24 protein-coding genes are annotated in these 25,050 nt (G+C 74.7%); 11 read left to right on the forward strand and 13 right to left on the reverse strand.

The features are described 5' to 3' along the window. Positions 1–46 precede the first annotated feature (46 nt). From AMK33_RS28910 to AMK33_RS28935, 6 genes are all read right to left on the reverse strand, one after another. Positions 47–1,138, reverse strand: coding sequence for a serine hydrolase domain-containing protein (locus AMK33_RS28910; RefSeq protein WP_073935915.1), 1,092 nt, complete (start codon positions 1,136–1,138; stop codon positions 47–49). Next, positions 1,135–2,052 carry a DUF6895 family protein gene (locus tag AMK33_RS28915; protein WP_073935916.1) on the reverse strand — a complete coding sequence of 306 codons (918 nt, stop codon included), beginning with the start codon at positions 2,050–2,052 and terminating at the stop codon, positions 1,135–1,137. The genes AMK33_RS28910 and AMK33_RS28915 overlap by 4 nt, the downstream gene beginning before the upstream one ends. Further along, the gene (locus AMK33_RS28920; RefSeq protein WP_073935990.1) at positions 2,049–2,966 is read right to left on the reverse strand and encodes a DUF6895 family protein; all 918 of its coding nucleotides are present in this window, start codon (positions 2,964–2,966) and stop codon (positions 2,049–2,051) included. Before AMK33_RS28920 ends, AMK33_RS28915 begins: the two co-directional genes overlap by 4 nt. A 53-nt stretch (positions 2,967–3,019) precedes the next feature. Beyond that, positions 3,020–3,715, reverse strand: a complete 696-nt coding sequence (locus AMK33_RS28925; RefSeq protein ID WP_073935917.1) for a hypothetical protein — start codon at positions 3,713–3,715, stop codon at positions 3,020–3,022. A gap of 24 nt (positions 3,716–3,739) precedes the next feature. After that, entirely contained in the window at positions 3,740–3,928 is a 189-nt protein-coding gene (locus AMK33_RS28930) for a hypothetical protein (RefSeq protein ID WP_073935918.1), read from the reverse strand. Between the two features lie 124 nt (positions 3,929–4,052). After that, positions 4,053–5,306: a cytochrome P450 gene (locus tag AMK33_RS28935; protein ID WP_073935919.1), complete on the reverse strand. Its 1,254-nt coding sequence runs from the start codon at positions 5,304–5,306 to the stop codon at positions 4,053–4,055. 172 nt (positions 5,307–5,478) lie between these two features. On the opposite strand from AMK33_RS28935, the gene AMK33_RS28940 reads away from it, so the two are divergent. The 7 genes from AMK33_RS28940 (at position 5,479) to AMK33_RS28970 (ending at position 13,637) form a co-directional block, all read left to right on the forward strand. Then, a complete protein-coding gene (locus AMK33_RS28940) occupies positions 5,479–5,988 on the forward strand; it encodes a hypothetical protein (RefSeq protein WP_073935920.1) in 510 nt (169 codons plus the stop codon). 253 nt (positions 5,989–6,241) lie between these two features. Next, positions 6,242–7,204: an NAD-dependent epimerase/dehydratase family protein gene (locus AMK33_RS28945; RefSeq protein WP_073935921.1), complete on the forward strand. Its 963-nt coding sequence runs from the start codon at positions 6,242–6,244 to the stop codon at positions 7,202–7,204. A gap of 18 nt (positions 7,205–7,222) precedes the next feature. Next, on the forward strand, positions 7,223–8,890 hold the full coding sequence (locus AMK33_RS28950) for a carbamoyltransferase family protein (RefSeq protein ID WP_073935922.1): 1,668 nt from the start codon (positions 7,223–7,225) through the stop codon (positions 8,888–8,890). Next, a complete protein-coding gene (locus tag AMK33_RS28955; protein ID WP_073935923.1) occupies positions 8,887–9,951 on the forward strand; it encodes a glycosyltransferase family 2 protein in 1,065 nt (354 codons plus the stop codon). Before AMK33_RS28950 ends, AMK33_RS28955 begins: the two co-directional genes overlap by 4 nt. Before the next feature lie 313 nt (positions 9,952–10,264). Then, on the forward strand, positions 10,265–11,512 hold the full coding sequence (locus AMK33_RS28960; protein WP_073935991.1) for a glycosyltransferase: 1,248 nt from the start codon (positions 10,265–10,267) through the stop codon (positions 11,510–11,512). 74 nt (positions 11,513–11,586) lie between these two features. Continuing rightward, positions 11,587–12,213, forward strand: a complete 627-nt coding sequence (locus AMK33_RS28965; protein WP_073935924.1) for a D-sedoheptulose-7-phosphate isomerase — start codon at positions 11,587–11,589, stop codon at positions 12,211–12,213. Next, positions 12,210–13,637, forward strand: a complete 1,428-nt coding sequence (locus tag AMK33_RS28970; RefSeq protein WP_073935925.1) for a PfkB family carbohydrate kinase — start codon at positions 12,210–12,212, stop codon at positions 13,635–13,637. The genes AMK33_RS28965 and AMK33_RS28970 overlap by 4 nt, the downstream gene beginning before the upstream one ends. 113 nt (positions 13,638–13,750) lie before the next feature. Here the strand turns inward: AMK33_RS28970 and AMK33_RS28975 are convergent, their stop codons facing one another. From AMK33_RS28975 to AMK33_RS28990, 4 genes are all read right to left on the reverse strand, one after another. Then, positions 13,751–14,995 carry an MFS transporter gene (locus tag AMK33_RS28975; RefSeq protein ID WP_235618234.1) on the reverse strand — a complete coding sequence of 415 codons (1,245 nt, stop codon included), beginning with the start codon at positions 14,993–14,995 and terminating at the stop codon, positions 13,751–13,753. Between the two features lie 370 nt (positions 14,996–15,365). Further along, the gene (locus tag AMK33_RS28980) at positions 15,366–15,929 is read right to left on the reverse strand and encodes a hemerythrin domain-containing protein (RefSeq protein ID WP_073935992.1); all 564 of its coding nucleotides are present in this window, start codon (positions 15,927–15,929) and stop codon (positions 15,366–15,368) included. Between the two features lie 89 nt (positions 15,930–16,018). Beyond that, positions 16,019–16,552, reverse strand: coding sequence for a DoxX family protein (locus AMK33_RS28985; protein ID WP_073935927.1), 534 nt, complete (start codon positions 16,550–16,552; stop codon positions 16,019–16,021). Positions 16,553–16,625: 73 nt separating this feature from the next. Next, complete coding sequence (locus AMK33_RS28990) at positions 16,626–16,949, reverse strand: hypothetical protein (RefSeq protein ID WP_073935928.1); 324 nt, start codon at positions 16,947–16,949, stop codon at positions 16,626–16,628. A gap of 155 nt (positions 16,950–17,104) precedes the next feature. Here AMK33_RS28990 and AMK33_RS28995 point away from each other — a divergent pair, with 155 nt between their 5' ends. Then, positions 17,105–17,992, forward strand: a complete 888-nt coding sequence (locus AMK33_RS28995; protein ID WP_073935929.1) for a fructosamine kinase family protein — start codon at positions 17,105–17,107, stop codon at positions 17,990–17,992. On the opposite strand, the gene AMK33_RS29000 is transcribed toward AMK33_RS28995, so the two are convergent. The 3 genes from AMK33_RS29000 to AMK33_RS29010 form a co-directional block, all read right to left on the reverse strand. Next, positions 17,989–19,647 carry a catalase gene (locus AMK33_RS29000; protein ID WP_073935930.1) on the reverse strand — a complete coding sequence of 553 codons (1,659 nt, stop codon included), beginning with the start codon at positions 19,645–19,647 and terminating at the stop codon, positions 17,989–17,991. The two genes, AMK33_RS28995 and AMK33_RS29000, sit on opposite strands and share 4 nt — an antisense overlap. Positions 19,648–19,854: 207 nt before the next feature. Beyond that, a complete protein-coding gene (locus AMK33_RS29005; RefSeq protein WP_073935931.1) occupies positions 19,855–20,091 on the reverse strand; it encodes a hypothetical protein in 237 nt (78 codons plus the stop codon). 270 nt (positions 20,092–20,361) lie between these two features. Then, positions 20,362–21,852, reverse strand: a complete 1,491-nt coding sequence (locus AMK33_RS29010; RefSeq protein WP_073935932.1) for a helix-turn-helix domain-containing protein — start codon at positions 21,850–21,852, stop codon at positions 20,362–20,364. A 148-nt stretch (positions 21,853–22,000) separates the two neighbouring features. Here AMK33_RS29010 and AMK33_RS29015 point away from each other — a divergent pair, with 148 nt between their 5' ends. The 3 genes from AMK33_RS29015 (at position 22,001) to AMK33_RS29025 (ending at position 25,049) form a co-directional block, all read left to right on the forward strand. Then, positions 22,001–22,621, forward strand: coding sequence for an L-threonylcarbamoyladenylate synthase (locus AMK33_RS29015; protein ID WP_073935933.1), 621 nt, complete (start codon positions 22,001–22,003; stop codon positions 22,619–22,621). Between the two features lie 78 nt (positions 22,622–22,699). Next, positions 22,700–23,455 carry a dienelactone hydrolase family protein gene (locus tag AMK33_RS29020; RefSeq protein ID WP_073935934.1) on the forward strand — a complete coding sequence of 252 codons (756 nt, stop codon included), beginning with the start codon at positions 22,700–22,702 and terminating at the stop codon, positions 23,453–23,455. 88 nt (positions 23,456–23,543) lie between these two features. After that, positions 23,544–25,049, forward strand: coding sequence for a metallophosphoesterase family protein (locus AMK33_RS29025; protein ID WP_073935935.1), 1,506 nt, complete (start codon positions 23,544–23,546; stop codon positions 25,047–25,049). Position 25,050 lies beyond the last annotated feature (1 nt).

A 25,050-nucleotide genomic window follows, 5' to 3' on the forward strand; every position in this document is an offset into this window, starting at 1 on the left:
GGCGTCGGCCCCGTGCCGGCGCCGGCGCCGTTTCCGGGCGCGGCCGTCACCGCTCCGCTTCCGCGAGCAGGGCGTACGCCGTGGCCACGAACGGGTCGCGGACGCGGAAGCGGCGGGTGCAGACCGCGGCCAGGGCGGTTCCGGTGTCGGGCCGGAAGCCGAGGAAGGCCTGCTGGCCGGGGGTGGCCCCGCTGTGGAAGTACAGGGGACCGCCGTCCGTCGGGTGCCGGAACCAGGTGACGGTGTGCGCATGCCGGTGCCCGAGTCCGCGGCGGAGCACGGGGGTGCGTACGGCGTGCAGCGCGCCGGCGAGGCCGGGGGCGCGGGCCGGGTCGAGATGGGCCTCGAGGTAGGTGAGCAGGTCGTGCGGGGTGGCCCGGAGGGCGCCGGCCGCCTGGAAGCCGCCCGCGTCGAAGGCGGAGACGGTCGTCTCGCCGTCCTTGCCGTGCCCGGTGGCGTCGGGTCCGCCGGGGTCCGCCCGCAGGGCCGTGTCGCCGAGACCGAGGGGGCCGAGCAGCTGACCGGCGATCAGGTCCGGCCACGGGGTGCCGGTGGCGGCGGCCAGGGCGTGGCCGAGCACGGCGACACCGAAGTTGGAGTAGCGCCAGCGGGTGCCGGGCCGGTGCCGGGGGCGGTGGCGCAGGAAGGCGTCGACGACGCGCGCGTCGGGGTAGCGGGCGTAGGGGTTGGTGCGCCAGGTGGGCAGGGCGCGGGCGTAGAAGTCGGCCGGGAGGCGGGGCAGTCCGGAGGTGTGGGTGATCAGGTGGACGAGCGTCGCCGGCGCCGGTCCGGCGGCCCGGCCGCCGTCCAGCAGGGTGCGGGCCGCCTCGCCGCCGGAGAGCCGGCCGCTGTGCATCAGGTGGGCCAGCAGCAGTCCGGTGAACGTCTTGGAGGCCGAGCCGATCTCGTAGCGGAGGGTGTCGCGCGGGTGCTTCGGAGGCGGGGCGGTGCCGCCGGTGCGTACGGTGCGGCGGCCGTGCCGGGACACGGCGAAGACGGTGTCGGGCGCGTCGGCCGCGGCGACGGCGTCGCCGAGTCGCTCGTACAGGCGCTCGTCGGCGCGGGGCTCCGTCCGGTGGGCGGGGATCCCGTCGTCGGGCGGGAGGCCCGGCCAGGGCGTGCGGTACGTCGTCGTCATGAGGCGCGGGCCAGTTCGGTGAGGGCGCGGGAGGTGGCCAGGACGGAGGCGAAGGCGGCGACCAGCGTCGAGTGGTAGACGATGTCGAACACCTCCTGTTCGTCGCCCTCGGGCATCGTCCGGATCGCGGGCATGGCGCCGTCCGGCCGCTGGGCGGCGGCGAAGGCCCGCCAGGCGGGCTCGTCCAGGGTGGGGCGGGGCAGGCAGGCGTCGACCACGAGGAGTTCGCCGAGCAGGTCCCAGCGTTCGAGGTCCAGCCAGTCGTCGATCCAGGCGGGCAGCCAGGTGGTGAGGTAGCCGACGAGGTCCGGGGGCAGTCCGTCGGGGTTCTCCCCCCAGTCCGTCAGGTGGAACACGCAGTGGGTGATGTCGTAGGCGATGTGGCCCTCGACGGTCCAGGGTTCGGGGGTGCGGGCCAGCCAGGTGGGGCGCAGCGCCTCGGGTTCCGGGGGCCTGGGGGTGAGTCCGAAGCGGCGCTGGAACGCGGAGAGGGCGAGCCGCCGGGTGGGAGGCGTCTCGTAGGCCTGCCAGCTGTCGAGGCGGTGGTTGAGTGCGACGGCGCGTTCCAACTCGAGCTGGCTGTAGCCGAGTTCACGGAACGGCAGGTACACCTCGAACGGGATGGGGGAGATCGGTTCGGTGCGCTGTCCGCGCACCAGCATGGTGCCTCCGTCCAGGGTGTCGCGCCAGGCGTGGTCGAGGAGTTGCCGGGCGAGCCGCGCCTGGCGGGAGCCCGCGACGCCCTCACGGAACAGCACCTTGCAGATCAGGGCGAGTTCGCCGACGGGTTTGAAGCGCTCCAGGAATCCCACTTCCGGGTCGGCGTCGGGCTCCAGCCGGAAGCCGTCGCGGTGGGCCCAGAGCCATTCCAGGGCGCCGACTCCGACGGTGTGGATCAGGCGGGTGTCGGTCATGCCGGGGCTCCTTGCCGGCCGCGCCGCGTTCCGGTGCCGGAGGGTGCGCCGGCCGGGCGTGCAGTGGTGAGTACGGCCGCGAAGGCGGCCAGGAGGGTGGAGTGGTAGTGGGTGGCGAAGTACCGGCCGGGGTCGCGGGTTTCGCCGTCCCCGGTGTCGCGGCCCTCTTCGCGGATCGCGCCCGAGGGGTCCCGCGCCGCCCCCAGGCGTTGCCAGGCGTCCGGCGGGACGACGTCGTCGAGGGGGTGGGGCAGGGTCGCGGCCACGGCCAGCAACTCGCTGCTCAGGTCCCACATCCCGGCGTCCAGGCAGGTGTCCAGCCAGGACGGCAGCCAGTCGGCCAGATAGCCGGCTAGGTCCGGCGGCAGACCGTCGTCGGCGCGTCCCCAGTCGGTGAGGTGGAAGACGACGTGGGTGAGGGCGTATCCGGCGGCGCGTTCGAAGGTCCAGGGTTCGGGCAGTCCGCCGAGCCAGGTGTGCGGCAGCAGGGCCGGGGCCTGTCCGGGCCGGTGGATGCCGCAGCGCTCCTCGGCCTTCAGGACGCCGAGACGCCGGGTCGGGTCCTGCTCGGTGAGCCGCCAGCCCCGGGTGCGGGCGGCCACGGCGGCGGCCTCCTCGTAGGCGGGGTGGCGGAACCCCGCCGAGGCGAAGGCCGCGTACACCTCCAACGGGTAGGTGGCGAACGGCTCAAGACGTTGCAGCAGCGAGAACATCTCGCCCTCGCGCGTCTGCTGCCAGGCGAACTCCAGCAGCGCGCCCGCCCGGGCGTGCAGCGGGTCGGCGGGGGCGGTGCGGTGGATCACGGTCGCGCAGACCCGGGCGAGTTCGCCGAGCGGCTTCCAGGTGCCGTCGACCCGGCCGTCGACGGCCAGCGCGTCCTCGCTGAGTGCGAAGCGGGCACGGTGGGCGGTCATCCAGGTGAGGGCGTCCTCGGCGATCCGTCGGATGTCCCGGGCGCCGGGCGCGGTCACACGCGCGCTCCGGTCCGCGTCAGCCGCGCCGCCTGGACGTGGAGGACGACCTGCGGGTCCTGCCCGCCCATCAACTCCACGAAGTCCAGGCCGGATTCGAGGCCGAGGGTGCCCGGAACGCCGGGCAGCAGGGTCAGCCAGCGGCCGGCTCCGGCCGCCTGCCGCCAGTCCCGGCGGCGCACCGCCCGGACGAATCCGCGGGCCACGTCGACGGGGCGGCGCACGGCCGCGCGGCTCACCGCGCAGTCCTCACCGGGCAGGGCGAGCGGGGCCAGTACGGCAAGTTGATGGGTGAGGGACTGCCAACCCGCCTCGTCGAGCCAACCGGTACCCGGCTCGTCCGGCGGCCCGGAGGAGAAGGAGGGGTCGATCCGCCGCAGCGTGCGTGCCATGCCCCAGTGGCTCCAGCGGACGGTGGGCGCGGCGTCCGCGCGGGGCGGGTGCGCCTCGACCGCCTTGCGGAACACGGCCACTTCCGCCGGGTCGGGCGGGACGCCCAGCAGAAGGCTCGGCAGCATCGCGTCCGCGCCCAGTACCCGTACGGCGGCGAGCGCGAGATCTCCCGCCTCCCCATCGGTCCACGCCGGGAGGACCGCGCGGGTGTGGCCCCCGCCCCGAAGGGCGGAGACCACACCGGAGGCGAGGTCCTGCACCGCGGCCTGCAAGCGGGTCGAAGTGCCTGACTGCTCCATATCATCTGCTCCCGTCGATCCCGTTCAGCCCTTCTTCGGGCGCGGGGTCGGCGGCGACAGCAGAGCCGCGCCTCCGCCGGCGACGATGGCCAGCGCGGCGCACTCACGGCTGTCGCGGTACACACCGTCGGTCTCGGCCGGGTCGAGTGCCGCCTCGATGTCGGTGCTCTGGATTCCGGTGAGTTCCTCGGTGACCTTCTCGTCGGGACGCATGACACCATCTCCTTGAGGTGGAGCGAGTACCTTCCCCTCCAGACTCACCCATACCGGACAATTCACGCCACTTTTCCCGGACTTGCTTTTCGTCACTTCTTCAACGGGCCGGGGCGTACGGGCATCACGAGGAGACGGCGGGCGGACGTACGCCGGACAGGAGCACACCGCTGTGCGGGCGGGTCGGGACCCGGTGCAGCGGGATCGTGAGATTCTGCTCCGGCACCGTGTACTCCATTCGGGCGAGCCGCACCGCGAGCGCCTCCAGCACACCGACGGTGATGCCCTCGCCGGGGCAGCGGTGGCCGGTGGCCGGGTCGCCGCCGCCCTGCGGGATCAGTTCGTCGCGCTCCACGGGCCGTTCGAGGAAGCGCCGCGGGCGGAAGGCGTACGGATCGCCCCACAGCGACTCGTCGTGGTTCTGGCCGTACACGTCGAGCACCACCAGTCCCCCGGCCGGGACCCACTCGCCCCGCCAGTACAGGTCCCGGGCGGCCAGACCGCCGAGGAACGGCACGAACGGGTAGAAGCGGCGCACCTCGTGGGCGAACGCGGCGGTGAACGGGACGTCCCCGCCCGCGAGCGGCGCCCGGTGCTCGGGCCACTTGTGCAGGGCGTGCGCGGTGAAGGCGACGAACCAGGCGACGGCGGCCGTCGGGCGGACGACGTTGAGCAGTTCCACCGCGGCCGTCTTCTCGTCGAGCCCCCCGCCGTCCGCGTCGCGGTGCCGGCACACCAGGTCGAGGACCGAGTCCTCGGGGGCGGTGACCGCGCCGGACCGTACGTCCCGCACCAGCCGGCCCAGCCGGTCCTCCTGCCGGGCGCGGGCGCGCCGGGCCCGCAGGTGGCGCGGTCCGGCGGTGGCGAAGCCGTCGACCATGGCGATCATGTCGCGGGCCGTCGCCTCGGCTCCGGCGTCGTCCAGCGGTATGCCGGCCCACCGGTGGACCCCGGTGGTGAGCACCGTGCCCGCCTCGTCGAACAGTACGACGGAGCCGCGCCGGCCCCAGGCGGGTACGGCCTCGTCCCAGGCCTCGGTCACGTGGTCGACGAGGCCGGCGATCCGGCCGGGGGCGAGCAGCGGCAGGAACAGGGACTTGCGGGTGCGATGGGCGACGCCGTCGAGGGTGTGCACCGCCTCGTGGCCGAACAGGGTGGCGAGCACGGGTTCGGGGATGGCGCGGTGCCGGTGCACGTTCTGTTCGTCGTAGAAGAACCGCACCGCTTCGGGGCCGCGCAGGGCGAGGGCGGGCCGGCCCAGGATCCGGGTGCGGACCACGGGTCCTGGGGTGTCGCGCATCCGGTTGGGCAGCCAGGCGTAGCCCTCGGCCAGCAGCGGCAGGGTGCGGTCGAGCAGGGGGCGGCTGAGTACGTCCATCGCCGTCGGGTGCCCCGGGGGGACGGCGGGACACTCCGGGCGGGGCGGGGCCACCCGTTCGGATGTGGCCCAGGCCACGTGCCGAAGGAGGTCGGGGTCATATCGGGACGGGTGGGGCGGCGGCTAGCGTTCCGTGCGGTCCTTTCACCCCAGCAGCTCGGGCGGCCCGGCAGTGCAAGCAGATCTCTCACCGGTCATCGCGGCGACGGCGCAGTGGCTGACGTGTTCCTTTCCCGCGCCCGGCGGAGCGCTGGCCGTCGCGCTGTGCGAGGCGCAGGCGCGGCAGGCGGTGACCGTCGCGGCGCGGCTGCGGTATCCGACGGAGATGGATGTCGCCCTGGTCGGGCTGGCGGGGCCGGGGGGTTCGGGGCGGCTCGACTGGGTGACCGGGGCGGACGGGGACGACGGTGTCGCGGGGGATGCGTGGCGTACGTGGGTCGACGAGGTGGTGGCGAGCTGGGCGGTGTGTCTGCTGGCCGATACCGAGCTGGCCGGTCTTGCGGTGAGCGCGCTCGCGGGGGGTGCCGTGGCTGCCGAGTTCCGTCGGCTGGTGGCGCCCGATGAGGCGGACCGGCGGGCGGCGGCGTTGCTGCGGCATCCGGATCTGGTGGCTCCGGTGGCGGGGCTTCACCGGTCGGGGCTGCTGAGCCGGCTGGATCCGGACGCCACGCTGGTGGGCTGACTTCGGCGTTCGCGGGTGCCCGGTGTTGTGGCTGGGCGGGGGCGGGTTGCGCGGCCCGGCGCCTGCGGGGTGCCGTCGCGCCCACCCGTGCCGCCCCAGCGGCACGACTGCCCGCGGCTGGCGGCGGCATGCGGCTGCCCGCGGTGACGGCGGCATGCGGCTGCCCGCGGATCGCGGGGGTCACGTTCCGTCATTCACTGGAATGCAGTAGGTGAGCGGGCCGTGGGTGGGGGTGGGGGTCAGGCTGGGCGGTATGAGTACCGTCATATCGCGAAAGTGGGAGCACGCCGTCGTCACCGGTGGGGCGGGATTCGTCGGGTCCCATCTGTGTGCCGCCCTGCTCGACGCGGGCGCGGCCGTCACATGCGTGGACGACCTCAGCACCGGCCGCCCGGAGAACATCGCCCCGCTGCTCGAACGGCCCGGGTTCACGCTCGTACGGGCCAACGTGGCGCAGGAGCTGCCGGTCGACCGGCCGACCGACCTGGTGCTGCACTTCGCCTCCCCCGCCTCACCGGCGGACTATCTGCGGCTGCCGCTGCACACCATGGAGACGGGCAGTCTCGGCACCCGCAACGCCCTGAGGCTCGCCCAGGACGCCGAGGCCCGCTTCGTCCTCGCCTCCACCTCGGAGGTCTACGGCGACCCCCAGCAGAATCCGCAGGACGAGCGGTACTGGGGCCACGTCAACCCGGTCGGCCCGCGCAGCGTCTACGACGAGGCCAAGCGCTTCGGCGAGGCGCTGACCACCGCCCACGCGGAGACCCACGGCACGGACACCTGCATCGTGCGGCTGTTCAACACCTACGGCCCGCGGATGCGCGGCCACGACGGCCGCGCCGTACCGACCTTCGTCCGGCAGGCCCTGGCCGGCGAACCCCTCACCGTGACCGGTGACGGACTGCAGACCCGCTCGCTGTGCTACGTCGACGACACGGTGGCAGGCGTCCTCGCGGCGGCCGCCCACGGCATGCGCGGCCCCGTCAACATCGGCAACCCCGGCGAGATCACCATGCTGGGCCTGGCCCGTCTCGTCGTCGCGCTCGCGGGTTCCCGCTCGGAGGTCCGCTACATCGAACGCCCGGTGGACGACCCCGCCGTGCGCTGCCCGGACATCACGCTGGCCCGCGACAAGCTCGGCTGGGAGCCCCAGGTGGCCGCCGAGGAAGGGCTGCGCCGCACGATCGACTGGTTCCGCGCCGAAGCCCGTCGCTGAGCGAAAGGCCCGTCCGCCATGCGCATCCTCGGAATCAACGCCCTCTTCCACGACCCCGCGGCCGCCCTGGTGATCGACGGGCGGACCGTCGCCGCCGCGGAGGAGGAGAGATTCTCCCGGCGCAAGCACGGCAAGCGCCCGCTGCCGTTCTCCGCCTGGGAGCTGCCCGGGCAGGCCGCCGCCTGGTGTCTGAAGCGGGCCGGGCTGCGCCCGGAGGACCTCGACGCGGTCGCCTACTCCTTCGACCCGGCGCTGGCCCGCCCCGCCGACGCGATGGGCCTGGACGACCCGTGGGACCACCTGCGGCTCACCTACGCGCGGGAGGCCCCCGGTTTCCTGCGGACCGCGCTGCCCGGACTCGACCCCGGCCTCGTCCGCTTCGTACCGCACCACATGGCGCACGCCGCCTCCGGCGCCTTCGCCGCGCCGGACGCCGGGGACTGCTCCGTGCTCGTGCTGGACGGCCGCGGCGAGCGCGCCTCGCACCTCGCCGCCCGCCGGGTGGGCGACCGGCTCGAACCCCTGCGCGCCCAGGACCTCCCCCACTCGCTCGGCCTGGTCTACGAGGAACTCACCGAGCACCTGGGCTTCCTGCGCTCCTCCGACGAGTTCAAGGTGATGGCCCTCGCCTCCCACGGCACCCCGCGCATGCTGCCCGAACTGCGCCGGTACGTGTATCCGACCGGCGACGGCGGCTTCCACGCCACCGGCGTGCCCTGGCACGAACTGTGCGCGCCGCGCGGCGCGGACGAGCCGTGGACCCAGGACCACGCCGATGTCGCCGCGAGCGCGCAGGCCGTACTGGAGGAGACCCTGCTGGACCTGGCGCGCTGGCTGCACGGCCGCACCCACCACGAGGTGCTCACCCTCGCCGGGGGCGTCGCCCTGAACTGCGTCGCCAACTCCCGTATCGCCCGCGAGGGCCCGTTCTCCCGGGTGTGGGTGCAGCCCGCGGCCGGGGACGCGGGGACCGCGCTCGGCGGCGCCCTGCTGCTGTCCGCCGGCGCCGGTGACGGGCCCGAGCCGATGACCGGCGCCGACCTCGGCCGGGACTGGACCGACGCGGAGCTGGGGGCGTGGCTGAAGACGGCCGCCGTCCCCTTCGAGCGGCCGGCGGACATCGCCGCCACCGTGGCCCGGACACTGGCCGGCAACGGCATCGTCGCCTGGTTCCAGGGGCGCAGCGAATACGGCCCCCGGGCGCTCGGTCACCGCTCGCTGCTGGCCCACCCCGGGCACGCGGGCAATCCGGAGCGGCTCAACGACGTCAAGGGGCGCGAGCAGTTCCGGCCGGTGGCGCCGATGGTGCTCGCCGAGCGGGCCGCCGAGATCTTCGACGGGCCGCTGCCCAGCCCGTACATGCTGTTCGTGCACGACGTGGCCCCCGCCTGGCGGGACCGCATCCCGGCCGTGGTGCACGTGGACGGCACCGCCCGCATCCAGACGGTCGACGCGGCGCGCGAGCCCTTGGTGGCGCGGATGCTGGGCGAGTTCGAGCGGCTGACCGGGCTGCCCGTGGTCGTCAACACCAGCCTCAACACGGCGGGCCGGCCGATGGTGGACGACCCGCGTGACGCCCTGGAGTGCTTCGGCTCCTCCCCCGTCGACCTCCTGGCCATCGGCCCGTACGCGATCCGGCGCGGCGATCTGTTCCGCTCCGGCGACGACGGCGAGGGGTCCCGGTGACCGGGCCGGCCGCCCCGGGCGGGGAGTACGCGGTGGTGGTGCCGACGCTCGGCCGGCCCTGCCTCGGCCGGTGTCTGCGGGCGCTGGCCGAGGCGGACGGGCCCGGCCCGGCGCGGGTCGTGGTGGTCGACGACCGCCCGGACGCGGCCGGTGCGCCGCTGACCGCCGCCGTTCCGCCGGCGCTGCGCTCGCGCACCCTCGTCGTGCCCGGCGGGGCGCGGGGCCCGGCCGCCGCCCGCAACACCGGGTGGCGGGCCGCCGGGGACGCGCCGTGGGTCGTCTTCCTCGACGACGACGTGGTGCCCGGCCCCGCCTGGGCCGACGACCTGGCGCTCGACCTCGCAGGGGCGAGCGTCGCGACCGCCGGGATCGCCGCCCGGATCGAGGTGCCGCTGCCGCCGGACCGGCCGCCCACCGACTGGGAGCGGGGCACCGCCGGGCTGGCCCGGGCCCGCTGGATCACCGCCGACATGGCGTACCGGCGCCGGGCGCTGGAGGCCGTCGGCGGCTTCGACGAACGGTTCCGCAGGGCCTTCCGGGAGGACGCGGACCTGGCGCTGCGGGTGCTCGACGCCGGCTGGACCCTGTCCGAGGGCCGCCGCACCACCGCCCATCCGGTACGGCCGGCCGGGCGCTGGATCTCCGTACGGCTCCAGGCGGGCAACGCCGACGACGTGCTGATGACGAGGCTGCACGGGCGCGGCTGGTGGCAGCGGGCACAGGCGCCGCGGGGCCGGCTGCCCGCGCATCTGGCGCTGACCGCGGCGGGCCTGACGGCGGCGGGCTGTCTGCTGTCCGGCCGGCCGCGTACGGCGGTGGCGTGTGCCACCGGGTGGCTGGCGGGGACCGCCGAGTTCGCCCTCGCCCGGATCCTGCCGGGTCCGCGCACCCGCGACGAGATCGTCACGATGGTCCTCACCAGCGTGCTCGTCCCGCCCGCCGCGACCTGGCACTGGCTGCGCGGCCACGTCCTGCACCGCACGGCACGGTCCCGCCCGCACCGGGCCGGTCCCCCCGCGCCCGCGCACTCCCCGCCGCCCGGCGAACGGCTCCCCTCGTGACCCGCCCGTCCCACCGGCCGCCCCCGGTCGCGGCCCCTCCGTCCGCGGCCCCCCGCGACCGTGCCGCCGGCTCCCCCGGGACCGCGTCCCGGCCGACGGTGCGCACGGCCTCCACCGTGGCGGGCCTCCGCATCCGGGCCGTACGGCCACGAGGGGGGAGCCTCCCGGTCCGCCCGCCGTGCGGCCGGTGCGCCCGTCCGGTCCGGTGGTCGGCCGCGGCCGGGACAGCCGGCGTCCGGCCGTGGCGGTGGGCCGGGGTGCCCAGGAACATTCCGCCGTGGCCTGTGCCGCGACCGATCACGGAGGTGCGCCCATGACCCCCGCTTCCGGCCCGCTCGCCCCGGGCGTGCTGTCCATCGCCCTGGTCTCGGAGCACGCGAGCCCGCTCGCCACCCTCGGCGGGGTGGACGCCGGCGGGCAGAACGTCCATGTCGCCGCCCTGGCCGGGGCGCTCGCCGACCGCGGCCACCGCGTCACCGTGCACACCCGCCGTGACGCGCCCGGCCTGCCCGACCGGGTGACGCTGCGCGAGGGCGTCGAGGTGCACCACGTCCCGGCGGGCCCCGCGCAGCCGGTACCCAAGGACCGGCTGCTGCCGTACATGGACGAGTTCGGGCGCCGACTCGCCCGGGAGTGGCGGGCGCGCACCCCGGACGTGGCGCACTCGCACTACTGGATGTCGGGACTGGCCTCGCTGGGGGCGGCCCGGGAGCTGGGGCTGCCGCTGCTGCACACCTATCACGCGCTGGGCACGGTGAAGCGCCGGCACCAGCGGGCCGCCGACACCAGTCCGCCGGAACGGATCGGCTGCGAGACCGAGGTGGGGCTGGGCTGCGACCGGATCGTCGCCACCTGCCGGGACGAGGTCGCCGAGCTGGTCCGGATGGGTGTGCCGGCGCACCGGATCGGGGTCGTGCCGTGCGGTGTCGACACGGACCGGTTCACGCCGGTGGGCCCGGTCGCGCCGCGCGGCCCGTTCCGGTACCGGCTGGTGCAGCTCGGGCGGCTGGTGCCGCGCAAGGGCGCCGCGGTGTCGGTGGCCGCACTGGCGCGGCTGCCCGGCACGGAGCTGGTGGTGGTCGGCGGGCCCCCGCCGGAACTCCTCGGCGACGACCCGGAGGTGCGGCGGCTGCGCGGCATCGCGCGGGACGCCGGGGTCGCCGACCGGGTCCGGTTCACCGGCGGGGTGGACGCCGGGCGGGTGCCGGCGCTGCTGCGCTCCGCCGACGTGGTGCTGTGCCCCGCCGACTACGAGCCCTTCGGGATCGTCCCGCTGGAGGCCATGGCCTGCGGCCGTCCGGTGGTGGCCACCGCGGTCGGCGGCCAGCTCGACACGGTCGCCGATCCGGGCACCGGCCGGCTGGTGCCGCCCAGCGACCCCGAGGCACTGGCCGGGGCCGTGGCCGGCCTGCTCGCCGACCCGGCGGCCCGACAGGCGTGCGGGGCGGCCGGCCGTCGCCGGGTGCTCAGCCGCTACGGCTGGGCGCGGGTCGCCGCGGCCACCGAGGCGGCGTACTGCGAGGTCCTCGACGCCGAGCCCGCCGCGACCGGAACCGGCTGAACCGCCGACGTCCGACGTTGGAAGGAGGTGCGGGTGCCGCCGCCGTCCCCCCGAGGCGGTGCGCCCGAGACGCCATGACCGAAGACTCCGCCCTCGAAGCCGCCCAGGCGCACTGCCGGTCGCTCCAGGAGGCCCTCGACGGCTTCCGCCGAAGCGGCCTGCCCCGGATCGCCGACTGGGGCGGACGCCTCGCCGCCGTGCTCACCGACGGCGGACGGCTGCTGGCCGCCGGCAACGGCGGCAGCGCCGCCCAGGCCCAGCACCTGACCGCCGAGCTGGTCGGCCGCTACCGCCGGGAGCGGCGCGCCTATTCGGCGCTCGCCCTGCACGCGGAGACCTCCAGCGTCACCGCCATCGGCAACGACTACGGCTTCGACCACGTCTACTCCCGCCAGGTGACCGCCCACGGGCGGCCCGGCGACGTGCTGGTGCTGCTGTCCACCTCGGGACGCAGCGCCAATCTGATCGCGGCGGCGGTGACGGCCCGGCGGGCCGGGCTGCGGGTCTGGGCGCTCACCGGGCCCGGCCCGAACCCGCTGGCACAGGCCGCGGACGAGGCGCTGTGCGTGGCGGCGGGCAGCACCGCGACCGTCCAGGAGACGCATCTGGTCGCCGTACACCTGCTCTGCGAGTGTTTCGACGCCGCCGTGGCCGCGCCCCTCGCGCGCGGTGCGGCGGCCGTCCCCGGGAGGATGTCATGACCGGTCCGAAACCGCTGGTGGTGGTGGGGGACGTCCTGCTCGACGAGGACATCGAGGGGGTCGCGACCCGGCTGGCCCCGGACGCGCCCGCCCCGGTCGTCGACGTCACCGGTGACCGCCGGCATCCGGGCGGGGCCGGGCTGGCCGCCGCGCTCGCGGCCCGCGGCGGCCGGGACGTGGTGCTGGTGACCGCGCTCGGCGACGACCCGGCCAGCGAGGCCGTACGCCGGGAGCTCAGCGGACGGATCCGGCTGTTGGAGCTGCCGCTGCACGGCACGCTGCCGGTGAAGACGCGGGTGCTGGCGGGCGGGCGGCCCGTGGTGCGCATCGACCGGGGCGGCGGGACGCCGGGCGAGCCGGACGACGCGGTGCGCGAGGCGCTCGCGGGCGCGCACGCCGTCCTCGTCGCGGACTACGGACGGCACACCGCGGGGGCCGTGCGTCCGCACCTGGAGGACGCGGCCCGGCACACACCGCTGGTGTGGGACCCGCATCCCAAGGGCGACCCACCGGTACCGGGGGCGCGTCTGGTCACGCCCAACGCGGCGGAGGCGGTCGCGCTGTGCGCCGGTTCGCCGGGGGTGTCGGGGGCGCCGGGGGCGTCGTTGAGTGCCTTCGCCGAGCGCGGGGCGGAACTGGCGGAGCGCTGGCGGGCGGCGGGCGTCGCGGTGACGCTCGGCGAGCGCGGGGTGCTGCTGACCCGGCCGGGCGGGGGTACGCCGATGCTGATCCCGGCGCCGTTCCGGGCGGACGGGGATCCGTGCGGCGCGGGTGACTGCTTCGCGGCGACGACCGTCGCGGCGCTGGCCGACGGGCTGCTGCCGGAGGAGGCGCTGCAGCGGGCGGTCGCCGAGGCGGCGGCGTTCGTCGCGGCGGGCGGGGCGGGGAATCCGGACCTGTGGCACGCGCCGGCCGTGCCCGGGCCCGCGCACGGGTCCGCCGCCGCCGACGCGTTCGAGCTGGCGGAGGGGGTGCGGGCGCGCGGGGGGACGGTGGTCGCCACGGGGGGCTGCTTCGATCTGGTGCACGCGGGGCACGTCGGGCTGCTGGAGAGTGCGCGGCGGGTCGGGGACTGTCTGATCGTGTGCCTGAACTCCGACGCTTCGGTCGCTCGGCGGAAGGGGGCGGGGCGGCCGCTGACGCCGGCGGCGGACCGGGCGAGGGTGCTGGCGGCGCTGGGGAGTGTGGACGCGGTGGTGGTGTTCGAGGAGGACACGCCCGAGGTGGTGCTGGGGCGGTTGCGGCCCGATGTGTGGGTGAAGGGCGGGGACTACTCCGTGCAGGAGTTGCCGGAGGCGGGGGTGTTGCGGGCCTGGGGTGGGCAGGCGGTGGTGTTGCCGTATCTGGACGGGCGGTCCACGACGTTGCTTGCCCGGCGGGCGGCGCGGGCGGCGGCGGTTGCCCTTCGGGCGTCGGACGGGTGAGCGGGGGGTGGGGCGGGGAGGTTTTCGCCCCCGCAGCCCCTTCCCGTCCCGCCCCGTCCCCGGGGGTGCTGCCCCCGGGCCCCCGGCTCCTCAAACGCCGGAGGGGCCGGCAGTCACGCCGCTGTTTCCAGGGCCTCGGGACGGAGGACCACCGGGGCCTGAGTGCGGCGAGTGTGGAGGAGGTGGCCTGCCGCTATCGAGGTGGCGATGATCAGGCCGCCGGTGATCAGGGCGCCGCGGGGGCCGGCCAGTTCCATGAGGAGGCCCAGGGCGGGCGGGCCGCCCAGGCTCCATACCGTGCCGATGCTGCCCCAGACGCCGAGGACGCGTCCGCGCAGGTGGGCGGGCGGGTCGGTCTGCAGGACGGCCGTTCCGGCGGTGTCGGAGACGGACTCGACGACGGCCATGGGCAGTACCAGCGCCAGCAGCACGGCCAGCGACGGTGACATCCCGGCCACCACCTGCAGCAGCGCGCCCGTCGCCGCGAGGGCGCCGACCAGCCGCACGGACGGCCGGCGCAGCCGCGCGCCGAGCACCGCGCCGAGGATGCCGCCGACCGCGAGGACGGTGGACACCGTGCCGAACGCCCCGGCGCCGCCCGCGAGCGGCCCGGTGACCAGGACGGCGAGGGTGAGCCCGTAGTTGCGGCCGAAGACCGCGCTGATGCCGGTCACCCCGGCGAGCGCGAGCAGCCGCGGCCGGCGGGCGAAGAAGGCGATCCCCTCGCGGACGGTCATGGCGCTCTGCGGGCGCTCGCCCTTCTCGCCCTTCTCGCCCTTCCCGCCCTTCCCGACGACGTGCCGGACCGCCCCTGCCGCCGGGCGCAGGAAGGGGATGACCGCGGTCACGAACAGGAAGGAGAACCCGTTGGCGAAGTAGGCGGCGGCGGTGCCGAGGAACCCGACCGTCACTCCGGCGAGCGCGGCGCCCGCGAGCCGGCCCGCGTTGAACACCAGCGCGCCCACGCCGATGGCGGAGGGCACGTCCTCGGCGGGGACGAGGTCGTTGCCCAGCAGGGCGCACGCCGGGTTGTCGACGGTGGCGATCATGCCGGTGACGGCGGCCAGCACCATCAGGGACGTCATGTCGAGCCGGTCCAGCGCCACCAGCGTGGCCGTGGTGAAGGCGATGACGGCCAGCAGGGCCTGGCTGACGGCGGCCGTCAGCTTCCGCGGCCAGCGGTCGACCGCCGCGCCGCCGAGGACGCTCATGAGCAGGGCCGGTGCGGCCTGCACGGACATGGACAGGCCCGTGGCGGCGGCGGACCCGGTGATCTGGAGGACCAGCAGGTTCTGCACCGTGAGCTGCATCCACGTACCGGCGTTGGACACGAAGTTCGCGACGGACCACCAGCGCATGCTGCGGTGCCGCAGGGAGCGCCAGGGCGAGCGGGACCCGGACTGGGCAGGGGGGAGCGAGGAAGACACAGGCGCGCTACTCGGGAGGACGAGTCGGAGGACTCAGCGGAGGGGCGCGGGAAGCGGAACGCCGGCTGCGCTGCTCGGCGGCTCCCGTCACCCGGAAGGGCGCGGCCCATCGTGGCAGAAGGGACCGCCGAGTCGGTTCCGAGTAGCCGGAGATCAAGGGGAAGCGGGCGTCAAATGTGCCTTCGCGTGGGGGACTTGGGCCGTGAGTGTGGTTGATCACAGGGAGCGGGGGCAAGGGAGGGGCCCGTCACCTGTGTGACGGGCCCCTCCTTCTGTGTCCCCGCGTGCGCCCCTGGTGGCGTCAGCCGAGCTTGCCGCGTCCGCTCAGCGCGTCCCGGACCCGGTCCACCATGCCGGCGCCCGGTGCCAGCAGCTTGTTCGCCGGGGGCTTGTCCGGGGCGGACGGGTGCGGCCGGGTCGGGGCGGTCTTCTTCGCCTGCCGGACCTTGTCACCGAGCTGGTCGAGCGCCTCCGGGGAGCAGGAGGCGCGCAGCATCGGGAACAGGTTCTGCTCCTCGTCGGCGACGTGCTCGCGGATCTCGCTCATCAGCGCGCCGATGAGCCGGTCGAACTCGGCGTCGCCCGCGTCGCAGCCCTCCAGGTCCTTCATCGTCTGCTCGGCCGTGGCGTGGTCCTGGAGCTCGCGGTCGGCCAGCGCGTCCCCGTTCTCCACGTGCTCGCGCACGGCCGGGTAGAGGTACGCCTCCTCCGCCACCGAGTGCCGGATCAGCTCGATGGTGGCCTGGTCGGCGTACGTCTTGCGGTCCTTGTGACCGGACGGCAGTGCCTCGATCTTGCCGAAGAGCTCCTCGACTTCCCGGTGATCGGTCACCAGTTCGTCGATGACGTTGCCTCCGTGTCCCATGTCCTTCACCTCCGGTTCGTGGTGGCACCCGGCCGGGTCCACCCGCCGACGAGTCCCCCCGACTCCGGGGAGCTAACGCGGTCCGTGCGTCAGCAGGACAGCTTGGCCCGGACCCGGCCGGCCGCCGCGGCGGGACCGGCCCCGGCCCGGACGGACCGGCGTACGAGGTGGGCGTCGCGGCGCAGATCGTGGGCGGCGTGCCGGCTCCGCCAGAGCAGCGAGGGGGCGGCGCCGGTGTCGTCGGCGGCGATCAGCAGACCGCCGAGCATCGACAGGTTCTTCAGGAAGTGGATGCGCTGCTGCATGCGCTGGCCGGGGTCCTCCTCCTCCCAGAAGCGGTGGGCGGCCAGCGTCGTGGGCACGAGCGTGGCGGCGACGGCGAGCGCCGCCGGGCGGGACAGACGTCCGGTGGCCAGCAGCAGTCCGCCCACGACCTGGACGGCGCCGCTGAGGCGTACGGCGTCCTCGGTGCGGTCCGGCAGCACCGCGACGCGGTCGGTGACGGGCTGGACGACGGACTCGGCGATCGGGGCGACGTTCTGGGGGTTGCGGACGGAGTCCAGCCCGCCCGCGACGAACATCGACGCCAGCATCGGCCGGCCGAGGACGCGCAACAGACTCATGCCTTCTCCTGGAGGTGTGGGTGGTGGGGGGTGCGCCGGGTTCCCCGCCGGGCGGGGACCATGCGGCGCGCCCTCACCAGAAGCGGGTGGTGAGCGCGGGCCGGTGGACGGCCTGGACGGCGTCGCGCAGGCACAGGGCGACGCCGATGGTGGTGCGCAGGGCCGAGGGCCGTACGGTCTGGGCGGTCTCCGTGGCCAGGACCAGCAGGCAGCCCGCCGCCTGTTCCACCACGGACACCGGGAGGGTGTAGTCGCTGTCGGCGGCCGCGCGGAACGCCTTCAGCGGGATTCCGGCGCCGTCCACGGTCCGCCGGGCGGCCTGCTCCAGATGGTGCGCGGCCTGTTCGCACAGCGTGGCGGGCAGGGTGAGGGTGCGCTGGAACGATGTACTCGTCATGCTCCGAGTGGTCCCCCGGCGCGGTTTCCTTCGATCGGCGGCGGCCGGGATTTCACCGTCCCGCGTGACCGGCCGGCGGCGGACGCGGGCGTACGGGGAGCCCCTACCCTGGGCACGACCGCTCGCCCGCGCACCCGTACGTGAGGAGTCCGCCCATGAGCTTCCCTCCCGGTCCGACCGTCCGGGACAGTGACGGGCCCGGGGCCGTGGCGGCCCGGTTCACGGGGCGCGCGGTGACCGGTGTGCGTACGCTGTCCGGCTCACTGGCCGAGGTCGCCCTCGACGACGGCCGGGTGGTGGTCGTCAAGAGCGCCGACGGAGCGGAGGCCGCGCGCGCCGAGGCAGCCGGGCTGCGCTGGCTGGCCGGGGCCGGGACAGTACGGGTGCCGGTGGTGCACGGTCACGACGCGCGCCGGCTGGTCGTCGACCGGGTGGCGCAGGGCCCGCCCGGGCGGGAGGCGGCACTGCGGTTCGGCCGGGGGCTGGCCGCGCTGCACGCCGCCGGCGCGCCGGCCTTCGGGGCGCCGCCGCCCGGCGGCCCGGTGGAGGCGTTCATCGGGCTCGCCCCGATGCGCAACGTCACCGGCGACGACTGGCCCGGCTGGTACGCCGGGCACCGGATCCTGCCGTATCTGCGCCGGGCGGTCGACGACGGCACCGTCACCGCCGGTGAGGCGGGTGTCGTCGAGCGGGTCTGTGAGCGGCTGCCGGAGCTGGCCGGGCCCGCCGAGCCGCCCGCGCGGCTGCACGGCGACCTGTGGAACGGCAATGTGCTCTGGGGCGCCGACGGGCACGTCCACCTGATCGACCCGGCCGCCCACGGCGGGCACCGGGAGACCGATCTCGCGATGCTCGCCCTGTTCGGCTGCCCCCATCTGGACGCGGTGCTGGACGGCTACCAGGAGGTGGCGCCGCTCGCCGACGGATGGCGGACACGCGTCGGCGTGCACCAGCTGTTCCCGCTGCTGGTGCACGCCGTGCTGTTCGGGCGCGGTTACGCCGGGCAGGCGCTCGCGGTGGCGCGGGCGGCGGCCCGTCCCTAACGGGTCACCACGTACCGTTCGTCGGGGACGCAGTGGGTCATGGTGAGTCCCTCCACGTCACGGGGCGGGTTGTCGCCGAGACTGGCCAGCCGCTTGCGGTCCTCGTCGGTGAGGTCCTGGCTCGCCAGGGGCTCCAGGTGGGCGACGTCCTCCGGCGTGATCCCGAGGCCCTCGCCGACCCTGCGGCCGAGGTCGTTCTCGACCAGCAGGAAGTGCCACACCATACGCTCCTGCACCTCCCGGTCGCACTGGGAGATCAGGGTGACGAAGTTCTTCACCAGGTCGTCACGCTCCCAGTCCTCCATCAGGCAGTACCGCTGGCCCGCCTGGAGGTAGTCGTTGGTGCGCTCGATGCGCTTGCGGGTGAGCCGGCCCCGGATCTCCGGGCCCTGGTCGTCGTGCGTCGGGTACTGGGCCTCCCGCAGACCGCCGGTGATCGACGGCTCGTAGTTGACGTGCGGATTCTCCCCGCCGTTGTCCTGGAAGTACGCCATCTGGCCGTCGCGCTGGTTGGTGCGCACGTCCGCGTGCTTGGCCTGGTTGACCGGAAGCTGGAGGTAGTTCGGGCCGACCCGGTGGCGCTGGGTGTCGCTGTAGGAGAAGGTCCGGCCGACGAGCATCTTGTCGTCGGAGAAGTCCAGCCCGTCGACGAGCACGCCGGTGCCGAAGGAGATCTGCTCGTTCTCGGCGAAGAAGTTCTCCGGCATCCGGTCCAGCACCATGCGCCCCACCGGCTTCGGCGGGAAGTCCTGCTCGGGCCAGGTCTTGGTGTCGTCCAGCGGGTCGAAGTCCAGTTCCGGGTGGTCGTGGTCGTCCATCATCTGGACCAGCAGTTCCCACTCCGGGTACTCGCCGCGCTCCACCGCCTCGTAGAGGTCCTTGGTGGCGTGGCCGAGTCCCTCGGCCTGGACGTTCGCCGCGTCCTCGACGGTCATGCTGCGCACGCCCTGCTTGGGCATCCAGTGGTACTTGACCAGCTTGGTGTTGCCCTCGGCGTCGACCCACTTGTAGGTGTTCACGCCGAAGCCCTGCATGTGGCGGTAGTCCGCCGGGATGCCGCGCGGGCTGAACAGGTTGACCAGCATGTGCATGGACTCGGGCGTCTGCGACATGAAGTCGAAGATGCGGCGCGGCTGCTGCTCGAAGGTGACCGGGTCGGGCTTGAGGGCGTGGATGACGTCCGGGAACTTGATGGCGTCCCGGATGAAGAAGACGCCCAGGTTGTTGCCGACGAGGTCCCAGTTGCCGTCCTCGGTGTAGAACTTCACCGCGAAACCGCGGGGGTCGCGGGCGGCCTCGGAGGAGTCCCGGCCGCCGATGACGGTGGAGAAGCGGACGGCCACGTCGGTGCGCTTGCCCTCCTCCTGGAAGAGCTTGGCGCGGGTGTAGCGGGAGACCGGCTCGTCGCCCCACTTCCCGTACGCCTCGAAGTAGCCGTACGCGGTGACGCCGCGGGCGTGCACCACGCGCTCGGGGATGCGTTCCCGGTCGAAGTGGCTGATCTTCTCCAGGAACTGGTAGTTCTCCAGCGTGGCCGGGCCGCGGGAGCCGACGGTGCGCTGGTTCTGGTTGTCGTAGACCGGATGACCCTGCCGGTTGGTGAGTACCTTGCGGTCGTCGCCCGGAGCGGGGCCCCGGCTCGAAACGTCCGTCATGATCGTGGGCTCCTTGCGCTGCTCGACGTCCCTCCGATGCCGTCCGTACGAGGGCCATGCTGCCCCGCATCACCGCGGTCGGCGACTCGGGAAGCGGCCGGTTGCGCCAGGCCGGGTGAGGAACGGGTGAGGAAGTGGTGCCGCGGGACGGCACGGGCCCGGCCGCCGTGGTCGTGCGCGGTGGCCGGGCCTTGTGAAGCGGCGTGTTCAGCCGCCGTTCAGGCGTGCGCGCAGCAGCTCCTTGCCGAGTTCCGCGCCCTTGCGGCTGTCCGCCTGGGCCTTGCGGAACAGGTCGGCGACCTCGGTGTCCTTGGCGCGTTCGGCGTCCTGGATGTAGCTCTCCAGGCGCAGTGCGTTGCTCAGGCACGCCTCGACGTACCAGATCAGGTTGTAGTCCTTGTCCTGCGTGCCGGTGACGCCGCCGGTCTCCGTCTCGCTGGTCATCCGGGCCTCCTCGTCGCGGTGCTCGTTACGGGCCCGTCCGCCTCGGTACCCGAGGCCGGGGGCGGGCCTCCACAGCGGCGGCCGGGTACCCGTCCACGCCGGAGGCACACAGCGGCGAAGGGGCGGGGGCGCGACCGGTCCCCCGTTCCGGTCGTGCCTCCGCCGTGCTGCCGAAACTATGCGCAGCGGGGCGGGCCTGTGTACCGCACCGGTGCCCGCTGTGGCCGCCGGAGGGCTCATCCGTGCACAACTGAGTCCGAAAAGCCCGGTTCACCCGTCCGTGAGGACCGGTTGTTCCAGGTCACCCGCCGCCAGATGGGCCAGGACGACCTCGTACAGGTCGGTCCCGGTGGCCAGCAGCTGGCGTTCCAGGACCGGTTCGGCGCTGCGCACGTGCTCGCGCACGGTCTGGGCGTGTACGCCCAGGCTCTGCGCGGCCCGCTCGGCGTTGCCGCCGGCGGCGATCCAGGTGCGCAGGGTGCGGCGCACGTTCCGGGGGTCCCCCTCCAGCCGTCCCAGCAGCTCCCGCGCCCAGCCGCCGACGGCGGGGCCGGCCAGCAGGTCGGCGAGGCCCGGGGAGTGCGCCGCGGGGTCGCCGGCCGCCTGCCCGTCCAGGAGGTTGATCTGGGTGTGCAGCGCCAGGTGCACCACGGCGCGGGCGGTGACGTCGTCGAAGTCCGCGCCGAGCATGGTCTCGACGCGTTCCATGCGGGCCCGTACGGTGTTGCGGCTGACGCCGAGGATCTTGGCGGTGTTGACGGCGGTGAACTCCAGGCCGAGGCGGGTGGTGGCGAGGAGTTCGGCGCGGGTGTGGTGCGGCAGCGCGTCGAGCGGGCGCAGCACCCGGGCCGCCCAGCCGCGCAGCGCGGCGGGGTCCATCAGCCGCTCCGGGTGGGTGCGTTCGGCGTACACGGCCGTCTTGTCGGCGCGGAAGCGCGCCACCGCCAGGGCGCTGACGGCCTGCCCGTACGCGGTGGCGGTACGGGCGAGGCTCTGCCACACACTGCCGCCGAGGAAGGTGCCCGGGTGCCGTTCGACCAGCGACCGCAGCTCGCCGGCGGTGGCCTCGCGGGGACTGACGACGATCACGTGCCCGTCCATCGCCGGGCAGCGCACGACCAGCGCCTCCTCCCGCGTGGTGTCCAGGCACTCCGCGGCGAGCCGGTCGCGCAGGGCGGGCGCGGACTCGACGACGTAGACGCAGGCGGTGTCGGCGTCGAGCAGGCCGGGCCAGAGTCCGGCGGCGACCCGGCGGGCGGCGACGGTGTCCTCGACCATCAGCAGTTGCAGGATCGCGAGGCGCAGATCGGCGGTGGCCCGCCGCAGCCGGTGTCCGGCGGCGGCGGTCTCGTGGGCGGTCAGCAGGAGTTCGATCACCTGGGCGGTGTGCGTGACGACGTCGGAGGTGTGCCGGTCGAAGGGGGCCTCGCGGGAGACGGCCAGCACACAGGCCCCCGAGGGGTGCCCGATCCTCACCAGGCGCACATGGCGCCCCTCCCCCTCCCAGGCGGCGGAGGCGATCCGGCCGGAGCCGAGGTCGGCGACGAGGGACCCGTCCAACGGCAGCCGGGGCCCGGCGAGCAGCGCCCCGGCGGCGTCCTGGAGGGACACCTCCGCGTGCGCGGTGGCGGCCAGCCAGTCGACGACCCTGCGGGCGTCCCGCCCGGCCGGACGCAGATGTTCGAGCAGCTCCCGCGCCCACGCCGGACCCTCCCCGGCCGCCTCCGGCGTCCGCCGGATTCCGTCCCTACGGCCTGCCACCTCGGCCTTCCCCTCGTCCGCTCGTCGTCCCCGGCCCAGGTCGGGGACGTTACCCCACCCGTGCGCGCGACTCATCCCGGCGCGTCGGCGCACCGGCCACGAGGGCGGCGTGCGGGGCCCTGGCGCGCGGACGGCATAAGCTCGGTGAATGGCGAAGTACTTCGACGTGCACCCCGACAACCCCCAGCCGCGCACCATCGCGCAGGTCGCCGAGAGCATCCGCTCCGACGCCCTCGTCGCGTACCCCACGGACTCCTGCTACGCACTCGGCTGCCGTCTGGGCAGCCGCTCGGGCATCGACCGGATCCGTACGATCCGCAAGCTGGACGACCGGCACCACTTCACCCTGATGTGCCGGGACTTCGCGCAGCTCGGCCAGTTCGTACGGATCGACAACGACGTGTTCCGCGCGGTGAAGGCGTCGACCCCGGGCAGCTACACGTTCATCCTGCCCGCGACGAAGGAGGTGCCGCGGATGCTGCTGCACCCCAAGAAGAAGACGGTCGGCGTGCGCATCCCGGACCACGTCGTCACCCAGGCCCTGCTGGCGGAGCTCGGTGAGCCCCTGCTGTCCAGCACCCTGCTGCTGCCCGGCGAGGACGAGCCGATGACCCAGGGCTGGGAGATCAAGGACCTGCTCGACCACCAGGTGGACGCGGTGCTCGACTCCGGCGACTGCGGCACCGAGCCGACCACGGTGATCGACTTCTCGGGCGGCGAGGCGGAGATCGTACGGCGGGGCGCCGGCGACGTCACCCGGTTCGAGTGAGGGCGCCGCGCCGTCCGCCGCGCCCGGCCGACGTGCCACGATGGGCGTGATCCACATCCTTCGAGAGGCAGCGCAGCCATGACCGCCGTACAGGGAACGACCGTCGGTGTCCGCACCGGGGACGGCACCGCGGACGCGTATCTGACGCATCCCGCCGACGGGGGGCCGCGGCCGGCGGTCCTGTTCTACATGGACGCCTTCGGGCCGCGTCCGCGGCTGCGGGCGATGGCCGACCGGCTGGCGGGGGCCGGGTACACCGTCCTGGTCCCCAATGTGCTCTACCGGAGCGGGCCCGCGCCGGTGGCCGAGCTGCCCGAGTTCATCGACGACGCGTCGCGGGGCCGGCTGCTGCGGCGCCTCATGCCGGTGATGCGGCAGCTCACGCCCGAGCGGGCGATGCGGGACGCCGACGCGTATCTGCGGTGGCTCGCCGACTGCTCCGCGGTGGCCGGCGGTCCGGTGGCGGTGACCGGCTACTGCATGGGCGCGGCCCTGTCCCTGCGCACCGCCGGCACCTACCCGGACCGGGTGGCCGCCGCGGCCGGGTTCCACGGCGGCCGGCTGGCGACGGACGCGCCGGACAGTCCGCACCTGGTGGCCGGCCGGATCACCGCCGAGGTGTACTTCGGCCACGCCGACCAGGACCACTCGCTGCCCGAGGAGCAGATCGAGCGGCTGGAGCGGGCGCTGACGGATGCCGGTGTCCGGCACCGCTGCGAGGTGTACGCCGGGGCGCCGCACGGCTACACCCAGTCCGACACGGCGGCGTACGACAAGGAGGCGGACGAGCGTCACTGGGCGGCGCTGCTCGACCTGTTGGCGCGCACCTTCTGACCACTGTCCCCAACTCGGTGCCGTACGGCGGGGATTCACCGGCACCCCGCTCTCCGGCCGTCCACCGCGCCGTTGTTACGGTGCACCGGTGTCCGACTCTTCACGTGATACCGCCGAGGGCGCCGGCTGGGGCACCGCTGAACGCGGTGCGTACCGGCGGCTGATGCCGAACGAGGTCGAGAAGATCTCCTGGCTCGACCCGCGCATGCTGTGGGCCGCCCGCAACGGGGTCCTGGCCTCCTGGTTCGGCGACCCCACGGGAGACACCCGCAGCCGCTGGGTGGCCCAGCGGGAGGCGGCCGGCGCACCCGCCGACAAGGTGATCCGGCGTGACGATCCGGACCGGTTCTCGTTCCTGGTGATCGGCGACACGGGTGAGGGCGACGAGCCCCAGTACGCGGTGGTGCCCGGACTGCTTCAGGAGGGCCGGGACACCGCCTTCGCCGTGCTCGCCAGTGATGTGATCTACCCGGTGGGCAGCGCCGACGACTACGGCACCAAGTTCTTCCGCCCGTACCGGGACTACCAGGCCCCGATATACGCGATACCGGGCAACCACGACTGGTACGAGGACCTCGGCGGCTTCATGCGCGTCTTCTGCGACGACGCCCCGCCGCTGCCTCCGGGACCCACGCCGCGCCCGTTCAGCCGGGCCCGGCTGCGCTCCCTGCTGTGGCACCGGCCGCGCGCCGGGGACGGCGGGCGCCTGGACGAGGCCCGCAAGATGCGGTCCGCGCCCGCCCAGCAGGCGGTGCAGCCGGGGCCGTACTGGGCGATCGACGCCGGGCCGGTGCGGATCGTCGGCATCGACACGGGACTGCTGGGCACGGTCGACGCCGAACAGGGCGCGTGGCTGCGCGAGGTATCCCGCGGACCGCGCCCGAAGATCCTCGTCACGGGCTCGCCCCTGTACGTGGACGGCGAGCACCACCCGTGCCCGATCGAGGGCGGCGGCACCGTCGACGACATCGTCCGCGACCCCGGCCACCACTACGTGGCCGCGATAGGCGGCGACATCCACAACTACCAGCGCTACCCGGTACGGCTGGACGACGGCCGCACCCTGCAGTACGTGGTGGCGGGCGGCGGCGGGGCGTTCACCCACGCCACCCACACCATCCCCCGGGTGGACGTCGCCGGGGTCACCGAGCGGGACTTCCGCTGCTATCCGCTGCGCGGCGACTCCCTCGCCTTCTACAGCAGGCTCTACGGACGCCGGCTGCGACTGAGCCGCTTCTTCGGTCTCACCGACGCCGAGGCGATGGCCGTGATCGCCGAACGCCTCGGCATCGGACCCACCCGTGCGCCCGGCGCACCGGCCCGGGTCACCCGCCGGACGCGGCTGGTCGCAGGGCTGCTCGGCACCGGCCGCCGGCCCGACCGGGGCAAGCGGCTGCGGCTGCCCGTGCGCAAGGCCTACACGTCGCTGTTCTCACCGGGTTCGGCCACCTACAGCCCGCCGTTCTTCAAGTGCTTCCTGCGGCTGGACGTGAGCCCGGAGGCGATCCGGCTGCGCTGTCACGCGGCCACCGGCCACCGCGCGCAGGAGATCGCCCCGCCGGTCGAGGACGAGGTGACCATCCCCCTCACATGAG

Origin of the sequence: Streptomyces sp. CB02400, from assembly GCF_001905725.1 — a bacterium.
Lineage (GTDB): Bacteria > Actinomycetota > Actinomycetes > Streptomycetales > Streptomycetaceae > Streptomyces > Streptomyces atrovirens.